The 14,562-nt window shown below is 69.5% G+C and carries 13 protein-coding genes; 11 read left to right on the top strand and 2 right to left on the bottom strand.

Features of this window, described 5'->3' with window-relative positions; all coding sequences use genetic code 11:
- The first annotated feature begins 369 nt into the window (after nucleotides 1-369).
- Both ABZ887_RS44070 and ABZ887_RS44075 read left to right on the top strand, forming a co-directional pair.
- The gene (locus ABZ887_RS44070; RefSeq protein ID WP_361303664.1) at nucleotides 370-1,929 is read left to right on the top strand and encodes an RNA polymerase sigma factor; all 1,560 of its coding nucleotides are present in this window, start codon (nucleotides 370-372) and stop codon (nucleotides 1,927-1,929) included.
- Nucleotides 1,930-2,052: 123 nt separating this feature from the next.
- Nucleotides 2,053-2,919, top strand: a complete 867-nt coding sequence (locus ABZ887_RS44075) for a serine protease (protein ID WP_361303667.1) — start codon at nucleotides 2,053-2,055, stop codon at nucleotides 2,917-2,919.
- Nucleotides 2,920-3,019: 100 nt separating this feature from the next.
- On the opposite strand, the gene ABZ887_RS44080 is transcribed toward ABZ887_RS44075, so the two are convergent.
- The gene (locus tag ABZ887_RS44080; protein WP_361303670.1) at nucleotides 3,020-3,250 is read right to left on the bottom strand and encodes a hypothetical protein; all 231 of its coding nucleotides are present in this window, start codon (nucleotides 3,248-3,250) and stop codon (nucleotides 3,020-3,022) included.
- A gap of 441 nt (nucleotides 3,251-3,691) precedes the next feature.
- Here ABZ887_RS44080 and ABZ887_RS44085 point away from each other — a divergent pair, with 441 nt between their 5' ends.
- The 6 genes from ABZ887_RS44085 to ABZ887_RS44110 all read left to right on the top strand — a co-directional run bounded on the left by ABZ887_RS44085 (nucleotide 3,692) and on the right by ABZ887_RS44110 (nucleotide 10,908).
- Nucleotides 3,692-5,815, top strand: coding sequence for a DNA topoisomerase IV subunit B (locus ABZ887_RS44085; RefSeq protein ID WP_361303673.1), 2,124 nt, complete (start codon nucleotides 3,692-3,694; stop codon nucleotides 5,813-5,815).
- A 512-nt stretch (nucleotides 5,816-6,327) separates the two neighbouring features.
- Nucleotides 6,328-6,861, top strand: a complete 534-nt coding sequence (locus tag ABZ887_RS44090) for a DUF1453 domain-containing protein (RefSeq protein WP_361303676.1) — start codon at nucleotides 6,328-6,330, stop codon at nucleotides 6,859-6,861.
- The gene (locus ABZ887_RS44095) at nucleotides 6,858-8,009 is read left to right on the top strand and encodes a histidine kinase (RefSeq protein ID WP_361303679.1); all 1,152 of its coding nucleotides are present in this window, start codon (nucleotides 6,858-6,860) and stop codon (nucleotides 8,007-8,009) included. The genes ABZ887_RS44090 and ABZ887_RS44095 overlap by 4 nt, the downstream gene beginning before the upstream one ends.
- Nucleotides 8,006-8,683: a response regulator transcription factor gene (locus ABZ887_RS44100; RefSeq protein WP_361303681.1), complete on the top strand. Its 678-nt coding sequence runs from the start codon at nucleotides 8,006-8,008 to the stop codon at nucleotides 8,681-8,683. Before ABZ887_RS44095 ends, ABZ887_RS44100 begins: the two co-directional genes overlap by 4 nt.
- A 69-nt stretch (nucleotides 8,684-8,752) precedes the next feature.
- Nucleotides 8,753-9,319, top strand: a complete 567-nt coding sequence (locus ABZ887_RS44105; protein ID WP_361303684.1) for a DUF485 domain-containing protein — start codon at nucleotides 8,753-8,755, stop codon at nucleotides 9,317-9,319.
- Nucleotides 9,316-10,908 carry a cation acetate symporter gene (locus tag ABZ887_RS44110; protein WP_361303687.1) on the top strand — a complete coding sequence of 531 codons (1,593 nt, stop codon included), beginning with the start codon at nucleotides 9,316-9,318 and terminating at the stop codon, nucleotides 10,906-10,908. The genes ABZ887_RS44105 and ABZ887_RS44110 overlap by 4 nt, the downstream gene beginning before the upstream one ends.
- A 15-nt stretch (nucleotides 10,909-10,923) precedes the next feature.
- On the opposite strand, the gene ABZ887_RS44115 is transcribed toward ABZ887_RS44110, so the two are convergent.
- A complete protein-coding gene (locus ABZ887_RS44115) occupies nucleotides 10,924-11,616 on the bottom strand; it encodes a response regulator (protein ID WP_361303690.1) in 693 nt (230 codons plus the stop codon).
- A 158-nt stretch (nucleotides 11,617-11,774) separates the two neighbouring features.
- On the opposite strand from ABZ887_RS44115, the gene ABZ887_RS44120 reads away from it, so the two are divergent.
- From ABZ887_RS44120 to ABZ887_RS44130, 3 genes are read left to right on the top strand one after another with little or no spacing between them, the layout of a single operon-like run.
- Nucleotides 11,775-12,590, top strand: coding sequence for an ABC transporter ATP-binding protein (locus ABZ887_RS44120; RefSeq protein WP_361303693.1), 816 nt, complete (start codon nucleotides 11,775-11,777; stop codon nucleotides 12,588-12,590).
- Nucleotides 12,580-13,446: an ABC transporter permease gene (locus ABZ887_RS44125; protein ID WP_361303696.1), complete on the top strand. Its 867-nt coding sequence runs from the start codon at nucleotides 12,580-12,582 to the stop codon at nucleotides 13,444-13,446. The genes ABZ887_RS44120 and ABZ887_RS44125 overlap by 11 nt, the downstream gene beginning before the upstream one ends.
- A gap of 59 nt (nucleotides 13,447-13,505) precedes the next feature.
- Nucleotides 13,506-14,549, top strand: a complete 1,044-nt coding sequence (locus tag ABZ887_RS44130; protein ID WP_361303699.1) for an ABC transporter substrate-binding protein — start codon at nucleotides 13,506-13,508, stop codon at nucleotides 14,547-14,549.
- Nucleotides 14,550-14,562 lie beyond the last annotated feature (13 nt).

Raw genomic sequence — 14,562 nt, forward strand, 5'->3', positions numbered from 1 at the left:
CGCGGCGACCGGTCGCGCGACAGGTTCCGTAGCGGTCGTACGATCGGCTCTGTAGCTGCCCCGTGGCAGGCTCCGTGGCGGTCCGAACGGCCCGGAGAGATCATTAACGGCAACCTCTGTCTACATCTGACCGTTTTTGAGCGCTTACGGGGTGTGACTCGGGCCACGTAGATTGGGCGTAACGCTCTTGCGAACAACGCGATGACCTAAGAGGTGACAGCCGCGGAGGGAATACGGACGCCATTCATGGCGCTGTGAATCTTCCCGGCCCCCCGCCCGCGCCGTCGGCCCATCCCCAAGCCGGCGGTCGGCTCCAGTCCGTCCCGGACGGGGCCGGAAGCCGTTTTTCAACGTTCCGAGAGGTTGTTCGTGTCGGCCAGCACATCCCGTACGCTCCCGCCGGAGATCGCCGAGTCCGTCTCTGTCATGGCTCTCATTGAGCGGGGAAAGGCTGATGGGCAGATCGCCGGCGACGATGTGCGTCGGGCCTTCGAAGCTGACCAGATTCCGGCCACTCAGTGGAAGAACGTACTGCGCAGCCTCAACCAGATCCTTGAGGAAGAGGGTGTGACGCTGATGGTCAGTGCCGCGGAGCCCAAGCGCACCCGTAAGAGCGTCGCAGCGAAGAGTCCGGCCAAGCGCACCGCCACCAAGACGGTCGCGGCGAAGACGGTGACCACCAGGAAGGCCACCGCCACGGCCGCCCCCGCCGTGGCGTCCGCCGACGTTGCCGACGACCCGGCCGAGGAGGTGGCGCCCGTGAAGAAGGCCGTTGCCAAGAAGGCCGCCCCCACCACCGCCAAGAAGGCGGCCGCGAAGAAGACCGCGACCACCGCCGCCAAGAAGACGGTGGCCAAGAAGACCGCCGCCAAGAAGGACGACGCCGAGATTCTCGAGGACGAGGTTCTCGAGGAAGTCAAGGCGGGCGCCGAGGAGCCCGAGGGCACCGAGAGCGCGGGCTTCGTGCTGTCCGACGAGGACGAGGACGACGCGCCGGCGCAGCAGGTCGCCGCAGCCGGTGCCACCGCCGACCCGGTCAAGGACTACCTCAAGCAGATCGGCAAGGTCCCGCTGCTCAACGCCGAGCAGGAGGTCGAGCTCGCCAAGCGCATCGAGGCCGGTCTGTTCGCCGAGGACAAGCTGGCCAACGCCGACAAGCTGGCCCCGAAGCTCAAGCGCGAGCTGGAGATCATCGCCGAGGACGGCCGCCGCGCCAAGAACCACCTCCTGGAGGCCAACCTCCGTCTGGTGGTCTCCCTGGCCAAGCGCTACACCGGCCGCGGCATGCTCTTCCTGGACCTCATCCAGGAGGGCAACCTCGGTCTGATCCGCGCGGTCGAGAAGTTCGACTACACCAAGGGCTACAAGTTCTCCACGTACGCCACCTGGTGGATCCGCCAGGCGATCACCCGCGCGATGGCCGACCAGGCCCGCACCATCCGTATCCCGGTGCACATGGTCGAGGTCATCAACAAGCTCGCGCGCGTGCAGCGCCAGATGCTCCAGGACCTGGGCCGCGAGCCCACCCCGGAGGAGCTGGCCAAGGAACTCGACATGACCCCGGAGAAGGTCATCGAGGTCCAGAAGTACGGCCGCGAGCCCATCTCCCTGCACACCCCTCTGGGTGAGGACGGCGACAGCGAGTTCGGTGACCTCATCGAGGACTCCGAGGCCGTCGTCCCCGCCGACGCCGTCAGCTTCACACTGCTCCAGGAGCAGCTGCACTCGGTGCTGGACACCCTCTCCGAGCGCGAGGCCGGCGTCGTGTCCATGCGGTTCGGTCTCACCGACGGTCAGCCGAAGACCCTCGACGAGATCGGCAAGGTCTACGGCGTCACGCGCGAGCGCATCCGCCAGATCGAGTCCAAGACCATGTCGAAGCTGCGCCACCCGTCGCGTTCCCAGGTGCTGCGCGACTACCTCGACTAGGTCGCGGTCGTACGACGTCGAAGGCCCGGCTCCCCTCGTAGGGGAGCCGGGCCTTCGTGCTGCGGGTCGCGGTGCGCTGGATGACTCTGGGTGTCCAGGTACCACCCAGAGTGAGGAGCGTGCATGCGCCGTTCTGTTGCCCCGGTCCTGATCCGGCCGCTGATCCTGGCGGCCGTCGCCACGGCCATACCGCTGGCCACCGGGCCTTCCGCCGTCGCCGACAGCGTCGTGGTCGGCGGCTTCCCCGTCGACGTCTCACAGGCCCCGTGGACGGTCGCACTGTCCAGTCGTGACCGGTTCGGGGGTACGCGGGCCGGTCAGTTCTGCGGCGGAGTGGCGATCGGCCGGACCACGGTGCTGACCGCGGCCCACTGCCTGGCCGACGAGGTCGTCGGCGGGTCGTCCGACCCGGTCCGCGACCTCAAGGTCATCGCGGGCCGCACGGATCTGCTCGCCGCGCAGGGCCAGGAGATCCCCGTCACCGTCGCCCGCGTCAATCCGGGCTACGACCCCGACGCCAACACCGGCGACTTCGCCGTCCTCACCCTGGCCGAGACCCTGCCCCGCGCCGCGGTCATCGCGATGGCCCCCCGGGGGGACACCGCCTACCGCTCCGGCACCGGCGCCCTGGTCTCGGGGTGGGGTGACGTCACGGGCGGCGGGGACTACTCACGCCGGCTGTACGCGGCACGGCTCCATGTGCTGCCCGACGAGACGTGCGAGCGTGCCTATCCCGGCGGCGCCGACGGCACCTACCGGGCGGAGTCGATGGTGTGCGCGGGCGAGACCCGGGGCGGACCGGATGCCTGCCAGGGCGACAGCGGAGGGCCGCTGGTCGCCGGCGGGAAGCTGATCGGGCTCGTGTCGTGGGGGAGCGGCTGCGGGCGCCCGGGGAATCCCGGCGTCTACACGCGCGTCTCGGAGGTCGTACGGGCGCTGGGCCCCGGCGGTGCCCTCAGCGGCTCACGCCGGCCCCACAGGGGCTCCTGACGGCCTCTGCGCGGCTACGACGAAGGGCGGCCGCTCCCCTGGAGGAGCGGCCGCCCTTCACCGGCCTGTGCCGGAGCTGGCTCGTCGTGGATGCGAGAGGTCAGCGCTCATCTTCCGAGGCGATGGCAGGAACGGAGGTCAGCCGCTCCGTCTCGTCCTGTATCTCAGCGGCGATCTTCTTGAGTTCCGGCTCGAACTTGCGACCGTGGTGGGCGCAGAAGAGCAGTTCTCCGCCGCTGAGCAGCACGACGCGCAGGTATGCCTGGGCGCCGCAGCGGTCGCAGCGATCGGCGGCCGTCAGGTGGCTCGCGGGGGTCAGAACAGTAGTCACGTCGCCTCTTCTCTAGCTCGACGAGCTGTCGTACCAGGGTCAACATCCAACCAGCCCGAAAACGTTCCCGCTCGGGGCTTCTCCTCGAAAAAAATCTTTCGAGGTGGCCGTCTGCTGCCGGTTGGCGGCGAATGTGCCGTATTGCGTCGTCTTAGGTGCTTACGGGTTCGCGCGATTCATCGGTCTCATCCTCCCGGCCGGGTTGCCGGTTGTTTGTGAGGACGTGCCCGGAGCCTAAATGGTTCATGCCTCGAAGGGAACGTGATATGTACTTCACTCCATCGAGGGATCGAACACGTATACGACATTGGACTAGTGTGAGTTCACGACGAGGGTGGCGTTACAACGGCTCTACCAGGCCTCGGTACCCTCTGAGCGGCGACCGAAGCCAGCCCCTTACCCCAAAGGGGCCCCATTGAAATTCAGCGAGGAGCGAACCGCGTGACCGCCGATACGTCCGTGCCGTCCACTGCGCTGCTGGCAGGAGCAGACCGGGACGGCTCCAACTACACCGCGCGGCACCTGCTCGTCCTTGAGGGCCTCGAAGCCGTGCGCAAGCGTCCCGGCATGTACATCGGCTCGACCGACAGCCGCGGTCTGATGCACTGCCTGTGGGAGATCATCGACAACGCCGTGGACGAGGCCCTCGGTGGCTACTGCGACCACATCGACGTCATCCTCCACGACGACGGCTCCGTCGAGGTCCGGGACAACGGCCGTGGCATCCCCGTGGACGTCGAGCCCAAGACCGGTCTGTCCGGCGTCGAGGTCGTCATGACCAAGCTGCACGCCGGCGGCAAGTTCGGTGGCGGCTCCTACGCCGCCTCCGGCGGTCTGCACGGCGTCGGTGCCTCCGTGGTCAACGCGCTCTCCGCGCGTCTCGACGTCGAGGTCGACCGCGGCGGCAGTGTGCACGCCATCAGCTTCCGCCGCGGTGTGCCGGGGGCCTTCACCGGCGTCGGCCCGGACGGAAAGTTCGAGGCCGGGAGCGGGCTGCGCAAGACCAAGAGGGTGCCCAAGACCCGCAGCGGCACGCGCGTGCGCTACTGGGCCGACCGGCAGATCTTCCTCAAGGACGCCAAGCTCTCCCTGGACACGCTCCACCAGCGTGCCCGCCAGACCGCGTTCCTGGTGCCGGGTCTGACCATCGTCGTCCGGGACGAGTACGGCCTCGGCGAGGGCGGCAGCAAGGGCGAGGAGTCGTTCCGCTTCGACGGCGGAATCAGTGAGTTCTGCGAGTACCTGGCCACCGACAAGCCGGTCTGCGACGTCCTCCGCTTCTCCGGGCAGGGCACGTTCAAGGAGACGGTCCCGGTCCTGGACGAGCACGGCCAGATGACCCCCACCGAGGTCACCCGTGAACTCGGCGTCGACGTGGCGCTGCGCTGGGGCACCGGTTACGACCAGAACGTCAGGTCGTTCGTCAACATCATCGCCACGCCCAAGGGCGGCACCCACGTGGCCGGCTTCGAGCAGGCCGTCCGCGAGACCCTCAACGAGGCGCTGCGCGCCAAGAAGCTGCTGCGCGTCGCCGAGGACGACATCGTCAAGGACGACGCGCTGGAGGGCCTCACCGCCGTCGTCACCGTCCGGCTCGCCGAGCCGCAGTTCGAGGGCCAGACCAAGGAGGTCCTCGGCACCTCGGCGGCCCGCCGGATCGTGAACGGCGTGATCACCAAGGAACTGAAGGCGTTCCTCACCTCCACCAAGCGCGACGCCGCCGCACAGGCGCGCGTGGTCATGGAGAAGGTGGTCGCCGCCGCGCGGACCCGCATCGCGGCCCGCCAGCACAAGGACGCGCAGCGTCGCAAGACGGCCCTGGAGTCCTCGTCCCTGCCCGCCAAGCTCGCCGACTGCCGCAGCGACGACGTCGAGCGCAGCGAGCTGTTCATCGTCGAGGGGGACTCCGCGCTCGGTACGGCGAAGCTCGCCCGGAACTCCGAGTTCCAGGCGCTGCTGCCGATCCGCGGCAAGATCCTCAACGTCCAGCGGTCCTCGGTGACGGACATGCTGAAGAACGCCGAGTGCGGGGCGATCATCCAGGTCATAGGGGCGGGCTCCGGCCGTACCTTCGACATCGACGCCGCCCGCTACGGCAAGATCATCATGATGACCGACGCCGACGTCGACGGCTCCCACATCCGCTGCCTGCTGCTGACGCTGTTCCAGCGCTACATGCGGCCCATGGTCGAGGCCGGCCGGGTCTTCGCCGCGGTGCCGCCCCTGCACCGCATCGAGATCACCCAGCCCAAGAAGGGCCAGGACAAGTACGTGTACACGTACTCGGACCGCGAGCTGCGCGACAAGCTCATGGAGTTCCAGAGCAAGGGCATTCGGTACAAGGACTCCATCCAGCGCTACAAGGGTCTCGGCGAGATGGACGCCGACCAGCTGGCCGAGACGACGATGGACCCGCGTCACCGCACCCTGCGCCGCATCAACCTCTCCGACCTCGATGCGGCCGAACAGGTCTTCGACCTTCTGATGGGCAACGACGTGGCTCCCCGCAAGGAGTTCATCTCCAGCTCGGCGGCGACGTTGGACCGGTCGCGTATCGACGCATAGCGGTTGCGTTGGCCCGTTGGCCCGTTGGTCCGTCGGCTGCAGAGGCGGCCGGCGGGCCAACGCGCGTTGGGACGGTGCAGGGCGGGCCGGGCGGCGGTGGGGGGCACTGTCCGGCCGGATCCTCGGGCAAGGACACCTGCCGATCGTCCGGCCGAGCGCCGATCGGTTGCCGGCGCGGGGCGGCCGGTGGATGCCCTGTGGGGATGCTTGCCGGTTGTTCCGCGAGATTTCCGCCCGTCGGTCCGTGCGAGGCGCCCGTCGGTCCGTGCGAAGCCCGTCGGACCGTGTGAGCCCCGTCGGTCCGATTGAGGCCGGTCGACTCGGCGAAGGTCCGTCCGCCGCCCATCCGGCCCCACATGCGGTTCTCCACCCGGGGGTGGAGAGATCCCGCTTGCTGGAATCCACCCGTGATCCACCCCCGCTCCGATCTGCTGACCTGCGCATTTCCGTAGCGTCGAAGGCGTCGGCAGCTCCCGCTCCCGGCACCGCCCTTCCCGCTCACGGAGGCTCTGATGTCCGGGCTCGTCAACGCGTTGCTGATCGTGGCCGTCGTCGTCGTGGTGATCGTGCGCCAGTTCCGCGCCCGCCCGATCAGCACTGGCCGGCGCTGGTGGCTGCTTCCCGTGATCCTCGCGGTCGTCGCGCTGCGCGAACCCGGCATACTCGACGCCCATCACCGCACCGAGTCCGCCCTGCTGCTCGCCACCGAGGTGCTGGTGGGACTGGGGATGGGCGCCGGCTGGGCCTGGACGACCCGGGTGTGGACGGAAGCCGACGGCGTCGTCTGGACCAAGAGCACCAAGGCCAGTGCGGCCGTCTGGTTCGCGGGCATAGCCGTGCGGGTCGGTCTCTACGCCCTCGGAGCCGTCGTCGGCGTCCATCAGGACAGCTCGGCCCTGATGCTCGGCTTGGCGGTCACTCTGCTGGTCCGCTCCGGCATCCTCGTCTGGCGTGCCCAGTCGCTCCCCTCCGCCGCGTCCGCGAGCGGCCCCACCCGGGCGTACGGTGACGACATGGCCCGGGCCACCAGGAAGGAAGGCGTGTGACGGAGAGCGCCTGGACACGCTGGCCCTCGAGAGAAGCGCTGAGCCGTGCGGGGGTCTCCCGGCCCCGGCGCTTCCTCGCCTGGGGCGTGCGACTGCTCGTCCTCGCCCTGCTGCTGTGGAGCGCCTTCAACCAGTCGCACGTCCACGGCTGGGGCGTGGCCGCGGCCGTGGCGGGGGTGGTCGTGACCGCCGTGGTCTCCTGGGGATTCTTCCGGACCACCTACGCCCACCGGCTCGTGCCCTCCCTGGCGCTGATCACTGTCCTTCTGGCCATCGCGGTCGTGGCGGAGACCACCGGCTTCCGGGGCCCGGCCCTCGTGATCTGGTGCGGCTGCGGCATCTCCGCCCTGGAGCGGCTGCCGGTCGCGATCGCCCTGCCCGTCGCGTCGGTGGGCCTGGCCTCGTACTCCGCGTTCAACAACGACGTATGGCTGACCACCGCGGCCACCGTCGTCGGCATGGCTCTCGCCGGCTATGTCATGAGACTCGACGCCGAGGCCCGGGGCAGCGCCCAGCGGCTGCTCGCTCAGGAGCGCGCCGCGAGAGCGGCCGAGGCCGAGTCGGCGGCGCTGGTGGAGCGGGCCAGGATCGCACGGGAGATCCACGACGTGCTGGCCCACAGCCTCTCCGCCCAGATGGTGCACCTGGAGGCCGCGCGGCTGCTGATCGAGCGCGGAGCCGACCGGGAGCAGATCCTCGAACGGGTGGTGGCCGCCCGGGGAATGGCGCGCGACGGACTCGCCGAGACCCGTCAGGCCCTGTCCGCCCTGCGCGGGGAGCTCACCCCGCTGGAGGACTTCCTGACCGAACTCGTCGGCGCGACCGACGGTGCCGAGGTCACGGTCACCGGGGAACGCAGAACCCTCCCCGCGGAGGCGTCGCAGACCGTACGACGCGTCGCCCAGGAGGCGCTGACGAACGTCCGCAAGCATGCGCACGGAGCGAAGGTCCGTGTCCGGCTGGACTACAACGAGCACGAGGTGACGCTGAACGTACGCGACTCGGGCGGTCGTCCCGGCGAACTCACCGGCGCCGGCGGCGGGTACGGTCTGCTGGGTATGCGGGAGCGGGCCGAGCTGCTGGGCGGATCGCTGGAAGCGGGACGTGATGACGAGGGGTTCGAGGTGAGGTTGAGGGTGCCCGTATGACGGAGGGGGAGAAGAAGCCCGCGCGGGTCGTGGTCGCAGACGACCAGACAGTGGTCAGGGAGGGCATCGTGATGCTCCTCGGGCTGCTGCCCGGCGTGGAGGTCGTCGGAGCGGCGGGCGACGGGGAGGAGGCGGTCCGGCTGGTCGCCGAACTCGCCCCGGACGTGGTGCTGATGGACCTGAGGATGCCGCGCTGCGACGGCGTGGAGGCGACCCGGCGGATCCGGTCGGAGCACCCCGGGACCCAGGTCGTGGTGCTGACCACGTTCGCGGACGACGAGTCGCTGTTCCCGGCGCTGAGAGCCGGCGCCCGTGGCTATCTGACCAAGGACGCGGGCGGCGACGAGATCGTGCGAGCGGTGGAGAGCGTGCTGTCGGGAGACGCGGGGCTGTCGCCGAGCATCCAGCGGAGGCTGCTGGAGCGGCTGTCGCAGCCCGAACCGGTGCCGGTGGCCACCGAGGCGCCGGACGGGCTGACCGCGCGGGAGACCGAGGTCCTGGTGCTGATCGCCGAGGGGTTCACCAACCAGGAGATCGCCCGGAAGCTGCACGTCTCCACCGCGACCGTGAAGACGCACATCAACAACCTGTTCGCGAAGACGGGGCTCAAGGACCGGGCACAGGCTGTGCGGTACGCCTACGGGAAGGGATTGGTGCGGCCACCAGCGGATTGAGTCACCTGATGGGGTGAAGAGCCAGGGGAAGAAGAGTCGGGGATCTTCCCGATCTGTCCATCCTTGGGCATGCAGTCAAGCAACGGGCGTCACCGCGACGGCGGGGGCGGCTCCGAGAGTTCGGCCGGGCGGCCCGAGGACCAGGGCGAGTACGGCACGGCCTCCCCAGAAGTCAGGTACCAGGACCCCTGGTACGACGCACTGGCCTCCGGCTGGGGCGAGCTGGACGGCACCGGAGGGCCGGCTCCCGCCGTACCGGGGGCGCGAACGGGGCGGGAAGAGGCGGCTGTTCGCGCCCGTGACGTGTATCTGGAGGTGCAGCGCAGCGCGGCCTTCCAGGAGGTGCGCAGCCGCTACCGGAGGTTCGTGGTGCCGGGGGTCGCCGTCTTCCTCACCTGGTACGTGGGGTACGTGGTGACCGCCACGACGGCGCCCGGGCTGATGGCGCGGCCCGTCGCCGGAGCGGTGAACGTGGCGATGGTCGCGGGGCTCGGGCAGTTCCTCACCACGTTCCTGCTCACCTGGGCCTACGCCCGGCATGCGCGGTTGCGCAGGGACCGCGCCGCGCTGGAGCTGCGCTGGGACACCCAGGAGCTGACCCGGGGTGCCCGGGGCGTCCAGGGTGGTGCGTCATGACGGGTGATCATCAGACCCTGGCGCTACTGCTGTTCAGCGTGTTCGTCGCCGTGACGCTGGGGATCACCACGTGGGTGAGCCGGAGGCGGCACGGTTCGGCGGAGGAGTTCTACGCCGGCGGGCGGCTCTTCTCGCCCATGGAGAATGGTTTTGCCATCGCGGGCGACTACATGTCGGCGGCCTCCTTCCTCGGAGTGACCGGGCTGATCGCGCTGTTTGGCTACGACGGGCTGCTGTATGCGGTCGGCTTCCTGGTGGCGTGGCTGGTCGTGCTGTTCCTGGTGGCCGAACTGGTGCGGAACTGCGGGCGGTTCACGCTCGCCGACGTGATCGCGGCGCGGATGAGCGAGCGGCCGGTGCGGATCGCGGTGGGTACGTCCTCGGTCACGGTGTCCGTTCTCTATTTGGTGGCGCAAATGGTGGGGGCGGGCAGTCTGGTCGCGCTGCTGCTCGGGCGGACCAGCGAATCGGCGCAGGCGTGGACGGTCATCGGGGTCGGCGCGCTGATGGTGGTCTATGTGTCGTTGGGAGGGATGCGGGCCACCACCTGGATCCAGATCGTGAAGGCGGTCCTGCTGCTGAGCGGGACGGTGGCGCTGACCGTGCTGGTGCTGCTGCGGTTCCACGGTGACGTCGACCGGCTGCTGTTCACGGCCGCCGAGCGCAGTGGGCACGGGAGGGCGTTCCTGGCGCCGGGGCTCAGGTACGGCGGGAGCTGGAGCGCGCGGCTGGACTTCATCAGCCTGGGGCTGGCGCTGGTGCTGGGCACGGCGGGTCTGCCGCACATCCTGTCCCGCTTCTACACGGTGCCGACCGCGCGGGCGGCGCGGCGTTCGGTGGTCTGGTCGATCGGGCTGATCGGGAGCTTCTACCTGATGACGTTCGTGCTCGGCTTCGGGGCTGCGGCCGTGGTCGGGCCGGATGCGGTGCGTGCGTCGAACGAGTCGGGGAACACCGCGGTGCCGTTGCTGGCGCTCGATCTGGGCGGCGGCCCGGGCTCCACGGGTGGAACGGTTCTGTTCGCGATCGTCGCCGCCGTCGCCTTCGCGACGATCCTCGCCGTGGTCGCCGGGATCACCCTTGCCTCCTCGGCGTCCGTCGCCCACGACCTCTACGCCACCCTGCGCAGGCCGCACGCCAAGCACCGCAGCGAGGTCGCGGTGGCGCGCACGGCGGCGGTCGGTATCGGTGTCGTGGCGATCGCCCTCGGCCTGCTGGCCCGTGACATGAACGTCGCGTTCCTGGTCGGGCTCGCCTTCGCGGTGGCGGCCTCGGCGAACCTGCCGGTGCTGCTGTACTCGCTGTTCTGGCGGAACTTCACGACCCGCGGCGCGGTGTGGGCCGTATACGGCGGGCTGGTGCCCGCGCTGGCGCTGGTCGTGCTGTCCCCGGTGGTGTCGGGGAGCGCGGGTGCCCTGTTCCCGGGGGTGGACTTCCAGTACTTCCCGTTGCAGAACCCGGGGATCGTCTCCGTCCCGCTCGGCTTCCTGGCCGGCTGGCTCGGCACGGTCACCTCGGACGAGGTCCCGGACGAGGCGAGGCACGCGGAGACGGAGGTGCGGTCACTGACCGGGGCGGGGGCCGTCTAGAGCGCCCCGGGACGGCTACGGCACCACCCAGGCGTAGCGGTGCTCCGGGCGGCCCGTGTCGCCGTACTTCAGGGAGAGGCGGAGGCGGCCGGCCTGCTCCAGGTGGCGGAGGTAGCGCTGGGCGGTGGAGCGGCTGAGGCCGGTCTCGGCGGCGACCTCGTGGGCGGAGAGCGGATGGTCGGCCCGGTGCAGGACGCCGCAGATGAGGTCCGTCGTCGGCTCGGACTGGCCGCTGGGCAGGCCGGGTGCGGACGGTGCCGGTGAGGTGCGCAGGGCGCCGAAGATCCGGTCGACCTGCTCCTGGCCGGTCAGGCCCCGGCCGCCGACCCGGTCGACGGTACGGCGCAGGGCCGCGTAGGAGTCCAGGCGGGTGCGCAGGGCGGCGAAGGTGAACGGCTTGACCAGGTAGTGCAGGGCGCCCAGGCGCATCGCCTTCTGGACGGTGGTCACGTCGCTGGCCGCCGTGATCATGATGACGTCGGTGCCGAGGCCCTGCTCCCGCATGCGGTGGACGAGTTCGAGGCCGGTCTGGTCCGGCAGGTAGTGGTCCAGCAGGACCAGGTCGATGGTGCCGCGGTTCACGGCGGCCAGGGCCTGGGCGGCGCTGTGCGCGCGGGCGGCCACCCGGAAGCCGGGAACCTTCCCCACGTACTTGGCGTTTATCTCGGCGACGCGGAAGTCGTCGTCGACCACCAGGACGTCAATCATCAGGCCTCTCCTTCAAGGCCGGCGAGCGTTAAGCCCGTGTTTCGTCTGCGCAGTTGTAGCGCGAGCAAAAAGAGCACAACAGATGCTTGCGAGCAAAAGAACGGCTTGCGCCCAGAAGACTGCTGCCGTGGCCCGGGTCGCACCTACCGTCCCGGCCCATGAGCGCAGACACCAGCCCCGCCATCGAGCTGCGGGGCGCGAGCAAGATCTTCAAGACCCCGTCGGGGGGTCTGCACACGGCTGTCCGCGACCTCGACCTCACCGTGGGGCGTGGTGAGTTCGTGGCCGTCGTAGGGCCGACGGGTTGTGGCAAGTCCACCACGCTGACGCTGGTCAGCGGGCTGGAGGAGCCCAGCGAGGGCGAGGTGCTGGTGGCCGGCGAGCCGGTCGCCGGCGTCGGCGACAAGGTCGGCTTCGTCTTCCAGCAGGACGCCACCTTCCCCTGGCGGACCGTGCTGTCCAACGTGATGGCGGGACCCCGTTTCCGGGGCGTGCCCAAGGCGGAGGCCCGGGAGAAGGCCCGTGCCTGGCTGGCCCGGGTCGGACTCGCGGCCTTCGAGGACCGTTACCCGCATCAGCTCTCCGGCGGCCAGCGCAAGCGCGTGGCGCTCGCCGCGACCTTCGTCAACGACCCGGAGATCCTGCTCATGGACGAGCCGTTCTCCGCGCTCGACGTGCAGACCCGGGCCCTGATGTCGGACGAGCTCCTCGGACTGTGGGAGGGCACGGGCGCCTCGGTCGTCTTCGTCACCCACGACCTGGAGGAGTCCATCGCGCTGGCCGACAAGGTCGTCGTCATGACCGCCGGGCCCGCGACCGTGAAGCAGGTCTTCGAGATCGACCTGCCCCGCCCCCGCAAGGTCGAGTCGGTACGTCTGGAGCCGCGGTTCATCGAGATCTACCGCGAGATCTGGGAGTCCCTCGGCGAAGAGGTCCGCATCACCCGTGAGAGGGGTGCCGCCAATGTCGCCTGAGACGCTCAGCACACCGGTCGTCGACACGGTCAAGGCCGGCCCGGACCGGGCCCGGTCGCGGGCCCAGGCCGCCCGCAGACGCAAGGCGATCGTGTTCGCCGTGCGCGTGCTGCTCCTGGTGGCCGTCCTGGGCCTCTGGGAGGTCCTGGCCCGGGCCGAGGTCATCGACCCGTTCAACTTCTCGATGCCGTCGAAGATCTGGGACCAGATCTGGACCTGGGTGACCCACGGCACCGCACTCGGCCCCCTGGGCGAGCAGATCTGGTACACGCTCTACGAGGCGCTGCTCGGCTGGGTCATCGGTGTCATCGCCGGTGTGGTCTTCGGCATCGCCCTCGGGCGGATCGCCTTCCTCGCCGACGTCCTCGGCCCCTACATCAAGGTGCTCAACTCGATCCCCAGGATCGTGCTCGCCCCGATCTTCGTGATCTGGTTCGGGCTCGGCGCCTCCTCCAAGGTCGCCTCGGCCGTCGTGCTGGTGTTCTTCCCGGTGTTCTTCAACGCCTTCCAGGGTGCCCGCGAGGTCGACCGCAACCTCGTGGCCAACGCCCGGATCCTCGGCGCGAGCGACCGAAGGGTGACCCTCCAGGTCGTCATCCCGTCCGCCACCTCGTGGATCTTCACCAGCCTCCACGTCAGCTTCGGCTTCGCCCTCATCGGCGCCATCGTCGGCGAGTACATCGGCGCCACCAAGGGCATCGGCCTGCTCGTCGCGCAGTCGCAGGGCACCTTCAACGCGGCCGGTGTGTACGCCGCGATGGTCATCCTCGCCGTCGTCGCCCTCGCCGCCGAAGGGCTGCTCACCTTCGCCGAGCGCCGCATCTTCCGGTGGAAGCCGTCGGACTCCGACAGCTGACCCCTCTCCCGCTTCCCCCGCTCCTCCCCGCACCGCCTTCTCACAAGGACGTGAACCGCATGCGCAAGTCCGCCAGATACAGCACCCTGGCCGCCGCCGGCCTGCTCGCCGTCTCCTCCCTCACCGCCTGCGCCAACGACGCGGCGAGCACGACCTCCACCGGCTCCGGCAAGGGAACGAAGGTCAAGATCATGGTCGGTGGCCTGGACAAGGTCATCTACCTGCCCGCGATGCTCACCCAGCGGCTCGGCTACTTCGACGCCGAGGGCCTCAACGTGGAACTGCTCACCGAGCCGGCCGGCGTCCAGGCCGAGACGGCGCTGGTCGCCGGGCAGGTCCAGGGGACGGTCGGCTTCTACGACCACACGCTGGACCTGCAGACCAAGGGCAAGGCCGTGGAGTCCGTCGTGCAGTTCTCGCGGGCGCCCGGCGAGGTGGAGATCGTCTCCACCAAGGCGGCCGGTGACATCACCTCGCCCAAGGACTTCAAGGGCAAGAAGCTCGGCATCACCAGCCTCGGCTCGTCGACCGACTTCCTCACCAAGTACCTCGCCGTCAAGAACGGGGTCAAGGTCAGCGAGTTCTCGCCGGTCGCCGTCGGCGCGGGCGCGACCTTCATCTCGGCGCTCCAGCAGGGCTCCATCGACGGCGGTATGACCACCGACCCGACCGTCGCGACGATCCTGGACAAGAAGGCGGGCAAGGTCCTGCTGGACATGCGGACGCCGGAGGGGTCCCAGAAGGCGCTCGGCGGGCCGTACCCGTCGTCGAGCCTGTACATGCAGACGAACTGGGTCAACGGTCACAAGGACACCGTCCAGAAGCTGGTCAATGCATTCGTCAAGACGCTCAAGTGGATGTCCACGCACAGCGCCGCCGAGATCGCGGCCAAGATGCCCGCCGACTACTCCCAGGGCGACAAGGCTCTCTACACGCAGTCCATCGAGAGCACGCTGCCGATGTTCACCGACGACGGGGTGATGCCCGAGAACGGCCCGGAGACCGTGGAGAAGGTGCTCAAGGCGTTCAACCCGAACATCCAGAAGGCCGATGTCGACCTGGGCAAGACCTTCACGACCGAGTTCGTCGAGGCCGCCAAGTGACGGCCGGGTGAGC

The organism is Streptomyces sp. NPDC047061 (assembly GCF_040643955.1).
Classification (GTDB): domain Bacteria; phylum Actinomycetota; class Actinomycetes; order Streptomycetales; family Streptomycetaceae; genus Streptomyces.

Coding starts and splice junctions, on each gene's coding strand:
- ABZ887_RS44075 (WP_361303667.1), top strand. CDS start 2,053: ATGCGCCGTTCTGTTGCCCCGGTCCTGATCCGGCCGCTGATCCTGGCG.
- ABZ887_RS44090 (WP_361303676.1), top strand. CDS start 6,328: ATGTCCGGGCTCGTCAACGCGTTGCTGATCGTGGCCGTCGTCGTCGTG.
- ABZ887_RS44100 (WP_361303681.1), top strand. CDS start 8,006: ATGACGGAGGGGGAGAAGAAGCCCGCGCGGGTCGTGGTCGCAGACGAC.
- ABZ887_RS44105 (WP_361303684.1), top strand. CDS start 8,753: ATGCAGTCAAGCAACGGGCGTCACCGCGACGGCGGGGGCGGCTCCGAG.
- ABZ887_RS44110 (WP_361303687.1), top strand. CDS start 9,316: ATGACGGGTGATCATCAGACCCTGGCGCTACTGCTGTTCAGCGTGTTC.
- ABZ887_RS44115 (WP_361303690.1), bottom strand. CDS start 11,616: ATGATTGACGTCCTGGTGGTCGACGACGACTTCCGCGTCGCCGAGATA.
- ABZ887_RS44120 (WP_361303693.1), top strand. CDS start 11,775: ATGAGCGCAGACACCAGCCCCGCCATCGAGCTGCGGGGCGCGAGCAAG.
- ABZ887_RS44125 (WP_361303696.1), top strand. CDS start 12,580: ATGTCGCCTGAGACGCTCAGCACACCGGTCGTCGACACGGTCAAGGCC.
- ABZ887_RS44130 (WP_361303699.1), top strand. CDS start 13,506: ATGCGCAAGTCCGCCAGATACAGCACCCTGGCCGCCGCCGGCCTGCTC.